This window comes from Embleya sp. NPDC005575 (assembly GCF_040605455.1).
In the GTDB taxonomy this organism is placed as follows: Bacteria; Actinomycetota; Actinomycetes; order Streptomycetales; family Streptomycetaceae; genus Embleya.
In genome coordinates, this window is the sequence record NZ_JBEXCV010000015.1 from 75,475 (window position 1) to 91,844 (window position 16,370).

The window sequence follows — 16,370 nt, forward strand, 5'->3', positions numbered from 1 at the left end:
GGCGACGAAGACGACCGCGACGTCGGCCCCGCGCTCGCGGGGATGGTCCGCGCAGGCCGCAGCGCTAAAAGCGGTAGCCGACGTCGGCCCCGCGCTCGCGGGGATGGTCCGATCCACCTGACGTTCACCAACGCCCCCGACTAGTCGGCCCCGCGCTCGCGGGGATGGTCCACCGGCGCGTCGGGCGCGCTGACGTCGTAGAACGTCGGCCCCGCGCTCGCGGGGATGGTCCCCGCCGCGATCACCCGATCGCGGTTGGTCTCCGGTCGGCCCCGCGCTCGCGGGGATGGTCCCGCTGGCTCGTACGAGCCGCCGGCCCCGGCGCGGTCGGCCCCGCGCTCGCGGGGATGGTCCAAGCGGTGGCCGACGCCGTGAAGGCCCGCGACGGTCGGCCCCGCGCTCGCGGGGATGGTCCGAGGATTCCGCCGGCCCCATCCAGGGATCGGCGGTCGGCCCCGCGCTCGCGGGGATGGTCCGGCGAGCAGGGACCCGCAGGGGCCACAGGAGCAGTCGGCCCCGCGAGCGCGGGGATGGTCCCGAGACGGGCGACCAGGAGACGCTCGACTCGATGTCGGCCCCGCGCTCGCGGGGATGGTCCGCCGACCGGCGGGCCGCCCGTGCGGCCACCGTGGTCGGCCCCGCGCTCGCGGGGATGGTCCCATCAGCCGCCGAGGCGGGCACGGGCACGCGCGGTCGGCCCCGCGCTCGCGGGGATGGTCCCCGAGAGGACCCACAGTGGCCCGCCAGCAGTTCGTCGGCCCCGCGCTCGCGGGGATGGTCCCGCGTCGTTCGCCCGCAGGTAGCCGGCGAGCCAGTCGGCCCCGCGCTCGCGGGGATGGTCCCTTTCTCTTCGAGGCGGGGACGCTGAAGCAGCAGTCGGCCCCGCGCTCGCGGGGATGGTCCGATCGATGAGACTGCCTAGTCGGCCCCGCGCTCGCGGGGATGGTCCTCGGCGGTTGACGAGCTGCGAGAGCATCCCGCGGTCGGCCCCGCGCTCGCGGGGATGGTCCCGGCCGTGGTGGGGTCCGTGAATGCCACGGTTCGTCGGCCCCGCGCTCGCGGGGATGGTCCAAGGGGCCCCTTCCGGGGCCCCTCTCAGTGATGGTCGGCCCCGCGCTCGCGGGGATGGTCCTTGGCCAACGCCATGGACGTGCCCCGCAGCACTGTCGGCCCCGCGCTCGCGGGGATGGTCCCTGGCGTGCGTGTCCGTACATCGCCTGCTCGGCGTCGGCCCCGCGCTCGCGGGGATGGTCCCGTCAGCGACAACGTAGTGAAGACATTTTCGCTGTCGGCCCCGCGCTCGCGGGGATGGTCCCAGTTTGCATTCGGGTTTCTCGTCCTCTTTCTTGTCGGCCCCGCGCTCGCGGGGATGGTCCTCGAGCTTGCCTCTCCGCTCGCGGCGGAGCCGGTCGGCCCCGCGCTCGCGGGGATGGTCCCTCGACTGGATCGATCGCGCCGACGCGGCGACGGTCGGCCCCGCGCTCGCGGGGATGGTCCCCGGTACACGTACCGCGCACCGCGCGGCCACCAGTCGGCCCCGCGCTCGCGGGGATGGTCCGTGGTGTCCCACTTCGCACAATGCCAGGGGCTGGTCGGCCCCGCGCTCGCGGGGATGGTCCCGCGTCCCAGATGACGAACACGCTGATGGCGGAGTCGGCCCCGCGCTCGCGGGGATGGTCCGCGCTCGGGCTCGTACTTCAAGCCGATCAGTTCGTCGGCCCCGCGCTCGCGGGGATGGTCCTGCGCACGAACCGGCCCGCGGTCGTTCCTAGAGGTCGGCCCCGCGCTCGCGGGGATGGTCCGGCGGCGACGCGCGAGGAGCGTCGGGCGGCGGCGTCGGCCCCGCGCTCGCGGGGATGGTCCCGCGCGGTGGGGGCGGACGTGGTCACCGCCGAGGTCGGCCCCGCGCTCGCGGGGATGGTCCCAGGACCTCCCAGGCGCCGGCCTGTGCGATCCGGTCGGCCCCGCGCTCGCGGGGATGGTCCCTGACTCACGTACGCAGAGTTCGTCCCGAGGGCGTCGGCCCCGCGCTCGCGGGGATGGTCCCGGCGTGTTGACGTCCCGCATCGAGTCAGCCGTGTCGGCCCCGCGCTCGCGGGGATGGTCCCTGAAAAGCGGAGAGCCCCGCCGGGGTCATCCGGTCGGCCCCGCGCTCGCGGGGATGGTCCCAGTGGTCGCCCCGGCCGAGTCCGGCGTGCAGGTCGGCCCCGCGCTCGCGGGGATGGTCCGGAGGAGACCGCCGCGTGCGCACCCTGTATGTAGTCGGCCCCGCGCTCGCGGGGATGGTCCCACGAGGTACACCGTGCAGGTCGCGGGCTGGTAGTCGGCCCCGCGCTCGCGGGGATGGTCCGCCGAACGCAGCCTGCGTACGTCCGGCGGCGGAGTTCTATCCGGTCGAGGTGGTGCGGCGAGGGTTGCTGCTGGTGCTGTGTCGTGTCGACCGGATCGGGTCGTCGGATGCGACATCGTTGCCCCTGCTGCCGCTTCAGCGTTGGTTGCGTGCTTTGGGGTCGGTATCGGCCCGTCGGTGATGGGTCCTCGGCGTGCTTTGGTGGCGCCGGTGCATGGACGGACATCGAGTGTGGTGACGGCTTGTGTCAGTGCGATCCCGTAGGGTTCCGGCGCTGTCGAAGGAGGGATGGGGTATGCCGGACAAGCCAGGCGACTCATCGGGGATCAGTGGCGAACCTGCTGACCCTTTGAGTGTTCTGTGGGGTAAGTCCGCCGGTAGGGCCGGTGGCCGCGTCAACCTGCTGTTGTCGCATCTCCTGGACACGGCCGCGGTGGCGGAGTTGATCTGGGATCGCTTTCTTGCGCCGTCGACCCGCCGGTCGTTGGACGAACTCGCGGGGGATTCCGGCCTGGGGAAGCGGCTGTTCTGTTGGTTGTGTGGGGTGCACGATGTCGGCAAGGCCACGCCGCCCTTTCAGCAGATGGATCGTCAAGGTGCGCGGGCCGTGCAGGCGGCCGGCCTCACGTGGCGGAAGCAGGTCCGGCCGGGCGACTGGCGCCATGATCGTGCGGGTGGTCGAGTGATCATCGATCAGCTCGGTGACGCGGGCTGGGCGCAGGCGCAGGTCGACTGGGTGTGGCCGCTGGTGGCCGGCCATCATGGGCTCTTCCCCGATGCGGGTGGTCTGGTCTTACGGGGTGGCAAGAGGTCGCTTTTCAATGGCGATCGACCGTGGGAGGCGGCTCAGCGGGCCTTGTTGGAGGCAGTCACCAGGGCGTTGGGGTTCGTCTCGGTGGCCGCGGTCCAGCCCGTGCGCGTGCCGTCCCGGGCGGTGCAACTCCAGTTGAGCGGCTTGATCGTGATGGCGGATTGGATCGCCAGTGACGAGAAGCACTTCCGGGGGGTGGACGATCCGGGGTTGCTGGGAATGGAGTCCGCGCGGGTCCGTGCCACCGAGGCGTGGCGGGAGTTGGGGTTGCGGGGTGGCTGGGGGGCTCTTCCGGTTCCCGGTCCCGGGGTGTTTCGCGAGCGTTTCGGTCAAGAGCCTCGGCCCTCGCAAGCGATGGTCCTGCGGGCGGCGCGTGAGATGGCGGCGCCTGGGTTGTTGATCGTCGAGGCGCCCATGGGGGAGGGCAAGACCAAGGCCACGCTCGGCGCCGCGGAGATTCTGGCGGCGCGCTTCGGCGCGGACGGGGTGTTCATGGGGATGCCGACGCAGGCGACTTGTGACCCGATGTTCACGCTGATGCGTGAGTGGGTGGGAGGCATCGATCCCGAACTCGCCTCGCAGGTGGCGCTCCTGCATGGCAAGAGCATGTTCAACCCGGAGTGGAAGGCGCTGCGCGATGCTGGTGAGGGGACTCGGAGCGGACGCTTCGCCGGGGTGGACGAGTACGGCCTCGACTGTTGTGACGACCTCTACGGTGAGGGTGAGGGGGGCTCGGTCGCCCAGGCGCTGGCCGGGTGGTTCCTGGGGCGTCATCGTGGGTTGCTGGCTCCCTTCGTCGTGGGCACGATCGATCAGTTGCTGTTCGCTGCGACGCGCACCAGGCATGTGATGCTGCGGATGGCAGGGCTTACGGGCAAGGTCGTTGTTCTCGACGAGGTCCATGCCGCGGACGTGTATATGTCGCAGTTCCTCCACGAGGCGTTGCGCTGGCTCGGGCAGGCCGGAGTGCCCGTGGTGATGTTGTCCGCGACCCTGGCCTCCGAGCAGCGTCGCGCGTTGGTGGGTGCCTATCTCGCGGGTGCGGCTTCTCGGGCGGAGTGTGACCTCTCCGATTGGGTCGAACCGCAGGGGTACCCATGTACGACGTCTGCCTGGTGGGAGGGGGATCGGCCGCGGTTCGCGACGGAAACCGCGCCCGCGTGGCGCGAATTCGACCTGCCCGATGGGGCAGTCGTTCCTGCGGTTCGACTCGAAGTTCTGCCCGAGACGGTAGTGGGGACCGGAGAGGAACTGTCGGCGGCGCAGGGTGCCGCGGATGAGGCGGTCGCCGATCTGCTGGGGGAGTGGCTGGTCGACGGCGGCTGCGCGTTGGTCATTCGCAACACGGTCGCTCGCGCCCAGTCCTTGACGGAGGTGCTGCGTTCGCGCTTCGGTGACGACGAGGTCCGGGTACTGCACGGGCGATTGACGGTGCAGGCCCGCGCCGATCGTACCCGCGCTGCTCTGGACGCTTTGGGGCCGGCGGCGGACTCGCGTGTGCGTCCGGCCCGTTTGGTGCTGGTGGCCACGCAGTTGGCGGAGCAGTCCTTTGACGTCGACGCGGATCTTTTGATCACGGATCTGACGACCGCGGACCTGCTGTTGCAGAGGATCGGCCGGCTGCACCGTCACGCCGGGACGGTGCGGCCGCCGCGACTGCGCGAGCCCTGCGTCGTGGTCACCGGGTTCGCGCCCTCCGATGTGGGACCGCCGGACTTGCTGGGCGCATCCGAGGCGATCTACGGACGTTGGCCGCTGTTGCGTACCGCGGCGATGGTGGCGGACGCGGCGATCGGTGACGGTTGGCGGGTGCCGGCGCAGGTCCCGGAGTTGGTCGGCCGTGTCTACGACGGGCTGCCCGCTGTGGTCCCCTCCGCGTGGCAGGCTGCCGAGGACGAGGCTCGTGTGCGGTGGGAGCGGGACAGGCGTGTGCGGGTCGACAAGGCGGCGCCTTTTCTGTTGACCCGGCTTGGTGAGTACGAGAACTCGACTCTGGACGGACTGCATTTCGCCGGCGCCCTGGACGGCGGTGAGCAGAGGTTGCAGGCCGTGGTGCGGGATGGGGAGCCCAGTGTCGAGGTCGTCCTCGTCGTCGGTGGGGACGACGGATACAGGACGTTGGCGGGCCGCAGGCTGACGGTCAACGGTGATGTCGCGTCGGCATTGCTCGACGAGGTGCTGGGGGCGACGGTGCGGCTCTCGGCCGGCCAGAGCCGGGCGGCCCACAAGGAGTTGGCACCGTTGACCGGCTGGCTGGACGATCCGTGGTTGCGATACAGCCCGGCCCTCGTTCTGGACGGCGAGGGGCGCGTGGAGTTCGGTGGTTACGTCCTGCGGTACGACCCGGTGCTTGGACTCGTACAGGAGTCGGCGCCCGCCTTCGGACAACAGGCGCGGAACGGTTGAGCCGGGGGCCGGGGCCGTACGGCGGCCCCGGCCGACCTGCCCCCGCGAATCGCGGGGCCCACCGGGCGGCCTGTGTCGGTGTCAGACACGGACACGGGTCATCCCCGCGATCGGTGCGGGGCCACTGCGAATTGTTGCATTCCGCGTCGGATCGCAAGCCCTCTGTGTCAGAGTTCCCCAAAGACCTTCCTTAGACATGGACAGTTAGGGGGCTATTCCGCATGTTCACCTTCAGCTTGGTCGACGATCCCTGGCTGGTCCTTCGGCCCAGGGGCGGCGGCCCGCCCAGGACGTGCACCGGACGCGACGCCTTGATCAACGCCGTCGACTTCGAGGGCCTCGTCGTCGGCCTGCCGACCCAAGCCCCAGCCCTGTTTCGGCAGTTCCTGTTACCCATCGTGTGGGCCGCGCTCGGGCCGCCCGGCGGTCGCACTGGTTGGCTCACGCGCTTTCGCGCGGACGGGTTCACGCCCGAAGAGAAGAAAAGCCTGAACGACCACTTCGACGAACAGCTCGATCGATTCGACCTTTTCCATCCACAGACTCCTTTCGCCCAGGTTGCGGGGCTGCGCACGAGCAAGGACGAGACCAAGGGCTCCGCGTTGCTGGTGGCCACCGCCGCCACCGGCAACAACGTGCCGTTGTTCGCCTCGCGGACCGAAGGCGACCCGTTGGCGCTCACACCCGCCGAGGCCGCTCACTGGCTGTTGCACACGCAGTGCTGGGACACGGCTGCCATCAAGACGGGCGCCGCCGATGACTCTCAGGCGAAGGCGGGCAAGACAACCGGAAACCCGACAGGTCCGCTTGGGCAACTCGGCGTGGTCATGCCCACCGGCCGTACCCTGTACGAGACTCTCCTGCTGAACATGCCGTACCGCACCGGTGTGATCCCCGGCGACCGGGCTCAGTGGCAATGCGCACCCGCCGGGCCCGCGTGGACGTCGCGGGCGGCCAAGGGGATTCTGGACCTGTGGACCTGGCAGTCGCGCCGGATTCGACTCGTTCCCCGGGACACGGACGCCGGAGTTCGGGTCACCCGCGTCGTCATCACCGCGGGCGACCGGCTGAAGGAGATTCCCGACTTCGAACCTCACACCGCGTGGACGATCCCACCGGTCGGGAAGCAGACTCGGGAGCAGGGGCCCCTGCGTCGGGCCCGCCGGCACCAGCCCGGGAAGGCGGCCTGGCGCGGCTTGGACGCCCTGCTGGAATCCGAACGGATGTCCGCCGGTGCCGGCAAGGCTTCCGCGGGTTTCGCCACCAGTGTGCTCGTGAGCCAACTCCGTGACCTCGACCGTGATTTGCCGTCCGACTACCCGGTCCAACTGGAAATGACCGGCATCTCGTACGGAACACAGTCGGCCGTCGTGGACGACGTCCTGTTCGACGCCATTCCGCTGCCCTTGGCTGCCCTCGCCTCGGACAGCCCGGCACGTGACGCGCTGCTCGAAGCCTGTGAACAGGCCGAGGAACTGGCCCGCGCGATCAATCACCTCTCGGGCGATCTACGCCGGGCCGCGGGCGCGGATCCGATTCCCTGGGACAAGGGACAGCGACCGGGCGAGCTGCTGCTGCACATCCTGGACCCGCTGGTACGTCGGCTGTTGTCGGGGCTGCGCAAGGCGGGCGACGACCGCGACCTGGTCGAGCGTGGCCTGCTCGCGTGGGAACAGTCGGCCTGGCGACATGCGTGTGACATCGCCGACCGGGTGGTGGGCACGGCCGCGCCCGGTGTGTTCGCCGGCCGCGTCGTCGACGACAACGGCCGCGAACGCACGTATCGCCTGGCCACCGCGGACGGCAACTTCCGCTTCCAGCTGCGTCGGACACTTGGGCGGGCCACCGAGGCTGCCCGCCGGAGCGTCGCGACGCCCGAAGGTGAGGACGACGATGCCTGATACCGAACAGCGCGAGCGTTACTGGGACACGCGCATCGGAACCGACGGCCGCTGGCGCGTCGACCGCGCGACCGGCCACGCCGGTCCACCACCGGGCGCCGATCTCGCGGCGATGCGCAGCGGTCTCGGCCGACCGGCCGGCGAAGCCTGGGCAGTCTGGGCGTTCTGCGTCTCTGAGATCGACGAACGCCTGGCCCGCCAGGACCTAATGTCGGCACAACAGCGCGCCGAGCACGCGGCGTTGGCCCTGTACGGGCTGCATCAGCAGTCCCAGGCGACGCCGATGCACAAGGCCGGCGTACGCCCCGGGCAGGCTCTGCGCGCGTTGCGGGCGAGTGGCAAGTTCAGCGAACAGGCCGTCGACCGACGCGTGGACGCCGCCGCCACCGCAGCGCGACCCGAGGCACTGCACATCCACCTGCGCGGCCTGATCACCCAACTCCGCACCGTGGCACTGCCATTGGACTACAACGCGCTGCTCGACGACCTGCGCGACTTCGAGCACCCGGACGGCCGCAGCCGCGTGCGACGCCGCTGGGGACGCGACTACTACGGCTGGAAGCCGGGCGCCGCCAAGGCGTGACGCACACGCCCGCCACTGCCGATCGCACGAACCGATTCCCGGAGACATCATGACTGTTGCGCGTACGTACATCGACGTCCACATCCTGCAGACCGTCCCGCCCGCCAACCTGAACCGAGACGATCAGGGCAACCCCAAGGAGGCGTACTTCGGCGGCGTCCGGCGCGCCCGTGTGTCCTCGCAGGCGTGGAAACGCGCGACGCGGATGCAGTTCGCCTCCCACCAGCCCGAGAGTGAACAGGGCACCCGGACCAAGCGCATCGCCGCCGAACTCGCCGCCCGCCTGGGCCGCACCGGCGTGGACGTCGAGCAGGCACAGCGGCTCGCGACCGCCCTGCTCACCCCGCTGGGGGTCAAGCCGGGCAAGAAGGCCGGCGACACGGCCTACCTGTTGTTCTACGGTCACCGACAGGTCGAGGACATCGTCGACCTGGTCGCCGATCAGGCGAAGGACCTCGTGGCGCTCGACGACGAGGCCCTGGTCGAGGCCGTGAAGAGCCTGCCCGTCGCGGACAAACTCCGCACCGGGCACCCGATGGACGTGGCCCTGTTCGGCCGCATGGTCGCCGACATCCCCTCGCTCAACGTCGACGCCGCCACCCAGGTCGCCCACGCGCTGTCCACGCACGCCGTAGAACTCGAATTCGACTACTACACGGCTGTAGATGATCAGAACGCGGCCGACGAGACCGGCGCGGGCATGATCGGGACGGTCGGCTTCAACTCCGCCACGCTGTACCGGTACGCCACGGTCGGACTGCACCAACTCGAAGCCAACCTCGGTGACATCGACGCCGCCATCGAAGCCGTCGGGCTGTTCGTGCAGGACTTCGCGCGCGCCGTCCCCTCCGGCCACCAGAACACGTTCGCCCACCGAACCCTGCCCAGCCTTGTCGCGGTCGCGATCCGCGGTGATCAGCCGGTGAACCTGGTCTCGGCGTTCGAGGAGCCCGTACCCGGCACCGACGGCATCGCCGCAGACTCGGCCGCGCGCTTCGCCGGAGAGTACGCCCGCGTCACGCAGGCATGGGGAGCCCCGGACGACATCGCCGTGTGCCACACCTTCGATACCAAGTCCCCGGCCGGGATGCGGCTCGCCGAGGTCTTCGGCGACACGAAGCCGTTCCCCTCGCTCCTGACGGAACTCGCGGGCCGGCTCGACGCGAGGAAGAACGGATGAGCACCGCCGACCGCCGAGTACTGCTGCTGCGCCTGGCCGGGCCGCTGCAGTCCTGGGGTGACCGCAGCGCCTTCAACCGCCGTGAGACCCGCCCCGAACCGACCAAGTCCGGAATCGTGGGCCTGCTCGCCGCCGCGTCCGGCCTCCAGCGCGAGGCGGACATCGCGATCCTCGCCGGGCTCCGCCTCGGAGTACGGGTGGACCAGGCGGGATCGCTCCTGCGGGACTATCACACCGTCAGCGACTATCGCGGGCAGCCGCTGCCCCAGGCCGCAGTGTCGGCCAAGGGTGTGCAAAAGCTCACGTCGCCGGCCAAGCACACGCACATCACGCAGCGCTTCTACCTCCAGGACGCCGTCTTCGTCGCGGGTGTCGAAGGCCCCGCAGACCTGATCACGACACTCGCGGAAGCCGTCGCCGGACCGGCCTTCCCGCTTGCCCTCGGCCGACGCTCGTGCGTGCCCACGCAACCGATCAACCTCGGAACGCGGGACACGAACCTGGAGCGGGCCCTGTCCGAAGAGGTCTGGCAGGTGAGCGACCACGCCCGCAAGCGCCACGCGCGCAAGGGTCGCCCCGCCACCGTCCAACTGTCGGCAACCTTCGAGGACCCCGACGGCGACGACGTCGCCCACGACCAGCCGGTGTCGTTCGACCCGCTACGACGCGGCTTCACCAGCCGCCGCATCCGACACGACTGGCTGACCGTCCCCTCCGGCTTCACGCACCCCGATCCGCAGGCCGACGCCGCCGGCCACGACCCATTCGCCCTCCTGGACTGGTGAACGACATGCCCTACCTGTCCCGAGTCCGGCTCAACCCGTTGCGCGGCGAGAGCCGGAAACTCCTGGCCAACCCCCGCGCCATGCACGGCGCCGTACTGGGCGGCATCGCCGATCGCCCGACCGGGGAACGCGTCCTGTGGCGGCTGGACACGGACAACCCCCGGCGGCCGATGCTCTTCGCGCTCACCGAGTCCAGGCCCGACTGGACACACGTCGTGGAACGCGCGGGCTGGCCCGACGCCGAGGGAGAGCACGCGGCCGTACGCGACTACGCCCCGCTGCTCGCGCGGATCGCGACCGGCCGGGAATTCGCGTTCCGGCTGACCGCGAACCCCGTACAGAACACCAGCGCCCCCAAGGCACCGTCCGCGATCCAGGACAAGCGCAAGTCCGAGGTGCACGTCCGGTCGTTTCGCATCGGTCACCGCACCGCCGCCGATCAGCTCACCTGGTTCCTCAAGCGCACCGAGGGGTGGGGGTTCGCCGTTCCCGAGGCGCGAACGGACCCGGCCGTGCCAGGGATCGGTCCCCTCGAAGGTGCCGTGCCGGCGCGGGAGGTACGCATCACCGCCCGCCACCGACAGTCGTTCGGCAAGGGCGGCCGCGGCGCACCACCCGTCGTCTTGAACACGGCCACCTTCGAGGGACGATTGCGGGTCACCGACGCGGGCCTGTTCACCCAACGACTCCTGGGCGGCCTCGGCCCCGGGAAAGCCTACGGATGCGGGCTGCTGACCCTCGCCGCGCTGCCGGAAGGGCCCTGAACGGTGCCCGACATCTGGTGGAAGGCCCACCCCCACGACCTGCACCGGCTGGCCGATCGCGTATCCAGCGTGTACGTCGAACGCAGTCATGTCGATCGCGACGACAACGCCGTGGTGATCATCAACAAACGCGAGACCGTGCGGGTCCCGGCCGCGATGATCGCCGTCATGCTCCTGGGGCCCGGGACTCGCGTCACCCACCAGGCCATCGCGGTACTGGCCGATTCCGGGACGGCCGTCTGCTGGGTCGGGGAGCGCGGAGTACGGCTGTACGCCACCGGCATCGGCCCGGCACGAGGCGCGGGACTGCTGCACCGACAGGCGTGGTTGGTCACGCGCCCCAAGGAACGGCTGGCGGTGGCACGCGCGATGTACGGGATGCGCTTCCCCGGCGAGGACGTGTCCAAAGCGACCATGCAGATGCTGCGCGGGCGCGAGGGCAGGCGGCTGCGTGACGTGTACAAGGCGCAGTCGCAGCGAACCGGCGTGCCGTGGAAGCGCCGCGAGTACGGGCAGGGGACGCTTTCGCGGCCGGTGACGACGTCAACAGGCTGATCTCGGCGGCCAACGCGGCGCTGTACGGCCTCAGTCACGCCGTCATCGTCGGGCTGGGCGCCAGTCCCGGCCTGGGGTTTGTGCACTCGGGTACCGCGACGTCTTTCGTGCAGGACATCGCGGACCTCTACAAAGTCGAGTACTCGGTTCCGTTGGCCTTCGATCTTGCCGCGCGGGGGCTCGTGGACGAACGCGACGCGCGTGTGGGCCTTCGGGAGCTGATCGTGCGCGACAAGCTGCTCGGGCGGATCGTCGACGATGTCAAGTCCCTGCTGTCGCCCGAGGGAACGGAGGTCCCGGACATCGAGTCCAACGAACTGTGGGACGAGCGCACGGGAACCGTGGCAGGCGGGGTCAACTACGGTGACGAAGACACGTCGGACCTCGTTCGCCAAGCCTCGATGGGGGAGGACCACATCGCGGTGGTGGGGCCGGAGTTCGACACGGAGCCCTCGGGGCAAGGCGGCGTCCGGTGACGGTGATCGTGCTCATCGCCGCGCCCGAAGGCCTCCGCGGCCACCTCACCCGCTGGATGGTCGAGGTCAACGCCGGCGTCTTCGTCGGCACCCCGAGCCGCCGCGTGCGCGACCGCCTTTGGCAATTGCTGTCGGATCGCATCCGGGATGGGCAAGCGGTGATGGCCGAGCCCGCGGACAACGAGCAGGGCTGGGCCGTGCGCACGGCAGGACGCGAACGTTGGCGGCCGACGGACTTCGACGGCCTGATCCTGTCGGCGCGACCGGGGCGGTGACGAAGAGTCAAGGGAAGTCAGTGGCATGACGCAACTGAATGAAATTGGCATTACCCGCCGGTAGAGACCCAGGTCAGGCGTCGGCCCCGCGCTCGCGGGGATGGTCCCGAGATCCTGGACCGATACCCCTATCAGGAAGTGTCGGCCCCGCGCTCGCGGGGATGGTCCCGGGAGAGTGACGTGCGCACACTGCTCGTCTGCCGCGCGCTGCGAGGATGGTCCGGCGTGGGGCATCGACCAGGAGGCCGCGAAGAAGTGGGCCCGCGTTCGTGGGGGCGGTCCCTGGCCCGGCACCGGGCCGTACACGTTCGGTGTGTCGGCGCTGCGTTCGGGGCGATGGTGTCGCCGCATGCACACAGTATTGGGATTTCGACGCACGTCGGCCCGCGTCTGTGGGGGTGTCTCCCGGCTGCGATCGTCCGCAGCTGCACAGGAGTTACAGCCGCAGGGCGCGGCCGGCGCGCACAGCTCTCCATGCGCTGCGTCAAACGAGGGGTGGGGTTCCGGTAACAACGAACCGACCGGCAGCGGATTAAGAGTCCCGGCAAGATCATGCCAGGACAGGTCAGGTACTGGCCCCGTTTCACCACGTGGTCATTTCCCCCCGGATCACCGCGAGCACGCCGTCCAGCTCGTCGGCCTCCAGCAGCACGTCGCGCGCCTTGGACCCCTCGCTCGGTCCGACGATGCCCCGCGACTCCATCAGGTCCATCAGCCGCCCGGCCTTCGCGAAACCGACCCGCAGCTTGCGCTGGAGCATCGAGGTGGACCCGAACTGCGTCGAGACGACCAGCTCCGCCGCCTGGCTGTCTGCTCCATCGCGCGTACGCCGATCATGCCGCGGCCGGGAGGGTCTTCTTCGCGTCCTACCAGTCCTCGCAGGACACGGTAAACCGCCTGGGCAAGGGTGAGTGCTGGGTCGCATTTCGGGGGAACGTGTCACTGGGGACCGTGACAGTGGCGGCTCCTCACGCGGTTCCGGAGGGGTACCCCGCGCCGGCCACTGCCGGGTCGTTCTGGCAACTGGCCGTGGACCCGTCGGAGCGGGGCACCAGGCTCGGTCAGCGCCTGCTGGCCCTTGCGGAGGAGCGGATCGCGGCGCTGGGTTCCGCCCAGGTCGTCATCGACACCTCGGCCCAGGCAACCGAACTCGTCGGCTGGTACCGCAGGCGTGGTTATGTGCCGGTGGGCACGTGGCGGTGGGACGTCACCAACTACGAGAGCGTCGTTCTGTCGAACGCTCTGTTGGCGCGCTGATCGCGCGTGGGGCGGTGCTGTGGGCGGGTGACCTCACGGGGTCTCCCGCCCGCAGCATGCCGCTCGGGCCGCTGGGGTCGCCTACTGGCCCAAGACGTGGGTCGCTTCCTGGGCAGCGACGGTCAGGGCGTCGTCGAGGGCTTCGACGCGGCGGCCTCCGGCGCCGGCGACGGGGCCGGTGCCGCCTGCTCCGCCGTCGACCGTGCGCGCGGCGGAGGCGAGGATGTGGGCGGTTTTGGTTCCCGCGCTGAGGAGGCCGGGTGTGATGGCAGCGACGAGCAGGGCCTTGCCGTCGTGCTCGGTGCCCAGGACGACGACGGCGCGGTCGTCGCGGAGGCGGCTCATGGTGTTGATGGCGAGGGTCCGGAGGTCGTCCGCCCCGAGGCCCGGTACCCGCTGCGAGATGATCCGGCCGCCGGGCACTTGGCGGGACGCACAGGCGAGCCGTTCCGCATGGCTCCGCAGCTCGGCGTTACGCACTTGGGCGAGCTGCTTCTGCGCGGCGGCCAGGCCGTCCAGACGCTTGCGGAGGGCCTCGGGAGCGACCTTCGGGCGGGTGCCGAGGAGGGCGGAAACCTCGTCGAGCAGGCGGCGCTCGGTGTCCTGGTTGCGGAGGGTTCCGTGGCCGGTGAGGGCTTCGATGCGGCGGAGGTTGGAGCCGATCGAGCCCTCGCTGAGCACGCGACCGCCGTCACCGGTACGGGGTCTTGTGGCCGTAGGCCATCTTCTTCAACCGCTCGCGTTCGGCGGCGGTCGCGACTATCGGGCAGGCCGGGGCAACGGGCATGACAGACGGGCTGATCGGGGGAAGTGGATCACGACGGGTGGCAACCTGCCGCGTCCGGCGCCTCAACGATCCGGCAAGACGGCCACCGTGCCCACGACGCCGGAGTGCACCCGGCTGTCACTCGCCCAGCGGCTGTCCGAACACGCCCGAACCGCCTGACCGCAACCGACGGACCGCCATGTCGCTGACCTGGCGGGCGATGTCGGTCCACAGGGCGGCGGGGAGGTCGTGGCCGACGCCCGGGTAGGTCACCAGGCGGGCGCCGTCGATCGCCCGGGCGGTGGCGCGGCCCGCGCTGACACGCAGGATCGGGTCCTGCTCGCCGTGCAGGACCAGGGTGGGTCGGCGTAGCTCCTTGAGTCTGGGTCCGTGCCACTGGGCGCCGATCTGGCGGCTCTGCGCCTTGTTGTCGCGCGGGCCACTGTCCACGTCGGCCTCGACCCAGGCGCGGGCCGCAGCCTCGTCGAAGGGGTAGCCGGGGGAGGCGATGCCGCGCCAGACGGTGAGGGCGGCCTCGATGTCGCCCGCGCGGCCCTCGGGGAACTTGGTCCGGGCGAGCTTGGCGAGCAGGCCGAACCGCAGATAGCGCAGGACCCCCAGCCCGGAGACATCGCTGGGCAGGGCCGCCGAGGAGGTGACGCTGAGCACCCGTTCAGGGTGTCGCAGCGCGATCCGCTGGGCGATCGCGCCGCCCAGGGAATGGCCGAAGACATGGGCTTGCTCCCAGCCGAGTTCGTCCATCACAGCGATGGCGTCGTCGGTCATGTCCTCGGAGGTGTAAGCGTCCCCGCGCTTGGCGAACAGGGCCTTGAAGGGGTTGGTGGTGGCGGTGTCCGGCATCCGGGTCGACTGGCCGGCGTCGCGCTGGTCGTAGCGGGCCACCGCGAACCCGGCGTCGGCGAAAGCCTGGCACAGTCCGGCCGGCCACCAGAACCGGGCGGTGGCCAACCCCATGATCAGCAGCAGCGGTTCGCCCTCGGAGCCCTTCAGTTGGTCGAAGGCCACCTGCACGTCGCCGTTGTGCGCATACCGGGTCGGCGTCCACTCCTGCTGCGGCTGCATCTGGGGCATGTCGACTCTCTTTCATCTACTGCGATCCATGTTCGCAGTTCATGCAGCCTAAGATACTGCATACATCGTTCGCAGAACAGGAGGGGTCATGACCGAGCCGTCCGCCCACAGCATCTGGCTGCGCCCCGAACGCGCCGGACGCGGCCCGACGCCCACGTTCGACCGTGACCGCATCGCCGCCGCCGGGATCGCCCTGGCCGACGCGGACGGCCTGCCCGCCGTCACCATGCGGGCCGTGGCGGTCGCTCTCGGGGCCGGGCCGGCATCCCTCTACCGCTATGTGGCCACCCGCGACGAACTGCTGGAACTGATGATCGACCGGGTCAACGGCGAGATCTCCTACGACGCACTCGGCTCCGGACACTGGCTCGACGACTTGCTCGCCCTGGCCCGGCAGAGCAGGAGCGTCTACCTCGCGCACCCATGGCTGCTGGACGCGACCGCGGCGAGGACCCCGGTGGGGCCGCACGCGCTCACCTACCTGGAGCACGCCCTGGCCGCGCTCGCCGACGTCGACGTCAGTCCCCGGACCAAGCTGGAGGCCATCGCGATCCTCAATGCCGTCGTCTCCACTCTGACCCGCGCCGAGGTGATCCAGCGTCTCGCCGGGCAGACCATCCCGCAGTGGCAGCAGGCCCAGGCGGAATATCTCACCCAGGTCGCCATGGCGGGCCATCACCCGCACCTCGCCACCGCCCTGACCGGGCAGCCGCCCGAGGCCGAGGACTCATCGGAAGCGCTCTTCGATCGCATCCTCACCCGCGTACTCACCGGGCTCCTTCAGCCCGACGACATCGGAGCGACCTCTGTGCGGGGTCGCGCGAAGGTAGAGCCGGGCGGCCACTCCCGAGAAGCCACAGAAGGCAGAGAACCATAAGCCACATCCGGCTCTCCCGGGCCGCCTGACAACTTACGGAGAGCCATGCCCGAGCTCTCACCTCCCGCGACGCTCCGCCCCTCACAAATGACCATCTGTGAGAGTGGCGACAGGCAGTTTCGGCGGCACCGCGGAAGAACCCGGACTGCGCCTGCGGCCTCTACCTGGCCGTCCCCGAGATCCGACCGGACTTTGCAGGGACTATCAAGGACTCGGTGTACACCCTGAGCAAAGGGAGTATCCGATGACCGACGTGGCGATTACGACGACCGGGTCGAGTCCGGTGGAGGCC

11 protein-coding genes, 2 pseudogenes and 2 CRISPR repeat arrays (1 of these 15 running past the window's edge) are annotated in these 16,370 nt (G+C 70.4%); of the genes and pseudogenes, 10 read left to right on the forward strand and 3 right to left on the reverse strand.

Features of this window, described 5'->3' with window-relative positions; translation table 11 throughout:
• Window positions 1-903: direct repeats of the CRISPR family, unit length 28 nt; unit sequence GTCGGCCCCGCGCTCGCGGGGATGGTCC; it begins 528 nt to the left of the window's first position.
• Between the two features lie 18 nt (window positions 904-921).
• Window positions 922-2,350: direct repeats of the CRISPR family, unit length 28 nt; unit sequence GTCGGCCCCGCGCTCGCGGGGATGGTCC.
• Window positions 2,351-2,699: 349 nt separating this feature from the next.
• The 8 genes and pseudogenes from ABZS54_RS07840 (at window position 2,700) to cas2e (ending at window position 12,086) form a co-directional block, all read left to right on the forward strand.
• Window positions 2,700-5,567, forward strand: a complete 2,868-nt coding sequence (locus tag ABZS54_RS07840; protein WP_355532200.1) for a CRISPR-associated endonuclease Cas3'' — start codon at window positions 2,700-2,702, stop codon at window positions 5,565-5,567.
• A 221-nt stretch (window positions 5,568-5,788) separates the two neighbouring features.
• Complete coding sequence (gene casA / locus ABZS54_RS07845) at window positions 5,789-7,468, forward strand: type I-E CRISPR-associated protein Cse1/CasA (RefSeq protein WP_355532202.1); 1,680 nt, start codon at window positions 5,789-5,791, stop codon at window positions 7,466-7,468.
• Window positions 7,461-8,051: a type I-E CRISPR-associated protein Cse2/CasB gene (casB, locus tag ABZS54_RS07850; protein ID WP_355532204.1), complete on the forward strand. Its 591-nt coding sequence runs from the start codon at window positions 7,461-7,463 to the stop codon at window positions 8,049-8,051. Before casA ends, casB begins: the two co-directional genes overlap by 8 nt.
• 49 nt (window positions 8,052-8,100) lie before the next feature.
• Window positions 8,101-9,231: a type I-E CRISPR-associated protein Cas7/Cse4/CasC gene (gene cas7e / locus ABZS54_RS07855; protein ID WP_355532206.1), complete on the forward strand. Its 1,131-nt coding sequence runs from the start codon at window positions 8,101-8,103 to the stop codon at window positions 9,229-9,231.
• On the forward strand, window positions 9,228-10,016 hold the full coding sequence (gene cas5e, locus ABZS54_RS07860; RefSeq protein ID WP_355532208.1) for a type I-E CRISPR-associated protein Cas5/CasD: 789 nt from the start codon (window positions 9,228-9,230) through the stop codon (window positions 10,014-10,016). Before cas7e ends, cas5e begins: the two co-directional genes overlap by 4 nt.
• 5 nt (window positions 10,017-10,021) lie before the next feature.
• Window positions 10,022-10,780, forward strand: a complete 759-nt coding sequence (cas6e, locus tag ABZS54_RS07865) for a type I-E CRISPR-associated protein Cas6/Cse3/CasE (RefSeq protein WP_355532223.1) — start codon at window positions 10,022-10,024, stop codon at window positions 10,778-10,780.
• A gap of 3 nt (window positions 10,781-10,783) precedes the next feature.
• Window positions 10,784-11,811: pseudogene (gene cas1e, locus ABZS54_RS07870) on the forward strand (type I-E CRISPR-associated endonuclease Cas1e).
• Window positions 11,808-12,086, forward strand: a complete 279-nt coding sequence (gene cas2e, locus ABZS54_RS07875; RefSeq protein WP_355532210.1) for a type I-E CRISPR-associated endoribonuclease Cas2e — start codon at window positions 11,808-11,810, stop codon at window positions 12,084-12,086. Before cas1e ends, cas2e begins: the two are co-directional and overlap by 4 nt.
• Before the next feature lie 583 nt (window positions 12,087-12,669).
• Here the strand turns inward: cas2e and ABZS54_RS07880 are convergent.
• Window positions 12,670-12,891 (reverse strand): annotated as a pseudogene (locus ABZS54_RS07880) (DNA translocase FtsK); the annotation flags it as partial.
• Window positions 12,892-12,983: 92 nt separating this feature from the next.
• Between ABZS54_RS07880 and ABZS54_RS07885 the strand changes: the two are divergent.
• The gene (locus ABZS54_RS07885; protein WP_355532225.1) at window positions 12,984-13,343 is read left to right on the forward strand and encodes a GNAT family N-acetyltransferase; all 360 of its coding nucleotides are present in this window, start codon (window positions 12,984-12,986) and stop codon (window positions 13,341-13,343) included.
• A gap of 81 nt (window positions 13,344-13,424) precedes the next feature.
• Here the strand turns inward: ABZS54_RS07885 and ABZS54_RS07890 are convergent, their stop codons facing one another.
• Window positions 13,425-14,024, reverse strand: a complete 600-nt coding sequence (locus ABZS54_RS07890) for a DHHA1 domain-containing protein (RefSeq protein ID WP_355532212.1) — start codon at window positions 14,022-14,024, stop codon at window positions 13,425-13,427.
• 223 nt (window positions 14,025-14,247) lie between these two features.
• A complete protein-coding gene (locus tag ABZS54_RS07895; protein WP_355532214.1) occupies window positions 14,248-15,201 on the reverse strand; it encodes an alpha/beta hydrolase in 954 nt (317 codons plus the stop codon).
• An 88-nt stretch (window positions 15,202-15,289) separates the two neighbouring features.
• Between ABZS54_RS07895 and ABZS54_RS07900 the strand changes: the two genes are divergently transcribed.
• A complete protein-coding gene (locus ABZS54_RS07900) occupies window positions 15,290-16,078 on the forward strand; it encodes a TetR/AcrR family transcriptional regulator C-terminal domain-containing protein (protein ID WP_355532216.1) in 789 nt (262 codons plus the stop codon).
• The last annotated feature ends 292 nt before the right edge of the window (window positions 16,079-16,370 follow it).

Coding starts and splice junctions, on each gene's coding strand:
- casA (WP_355532202.1), top strand. CDS start 5,789: ATGTTCACCTTCAGCTTGGTCGACGATCCCTGGCTGGTCCTTCGGCCC.
- casB (WP_355532204.1), top strand. CDS start 7,461: ATGCCTGATACCGAACAGCGCGAGCGTTACTGGGACACGCGCATCGGA.
- cas7e (WP_355532206.1), top strand. CDS start 8,101: ATGACTGTTGCGCGTACGTACATCGACGTCCACATCCTGCAGACCGTC.
- cas5e (WP_355532208.1), top strand. CDS start 9,228: ATGAGCACCGCCGACCGCCGAGTACTGCTGCTGCGCCTGGCCGGGCCG.
- cas6e (WP_355532223.1), top strand. CDS start 10,022: ATGCCCTACCTGTCCCGAGTCCGGCTCAACCCGTTGCGCGGCGAGAGC.
- ABZS54_RS07895 (WP_355532214.1), bottom strand. CDS start 15,201: ATGCCCCAGATGCAGCCGCAGCAGGAGTGGACGCCGACCCGGTATGCG.
- ABZS54_RS07900 (WP_355532216.1), top strand. CDS start 15,290: ATGACCGAGCCGTCCGCCCACAGCATCTGGCTGCGCCCCGAACGCGCC.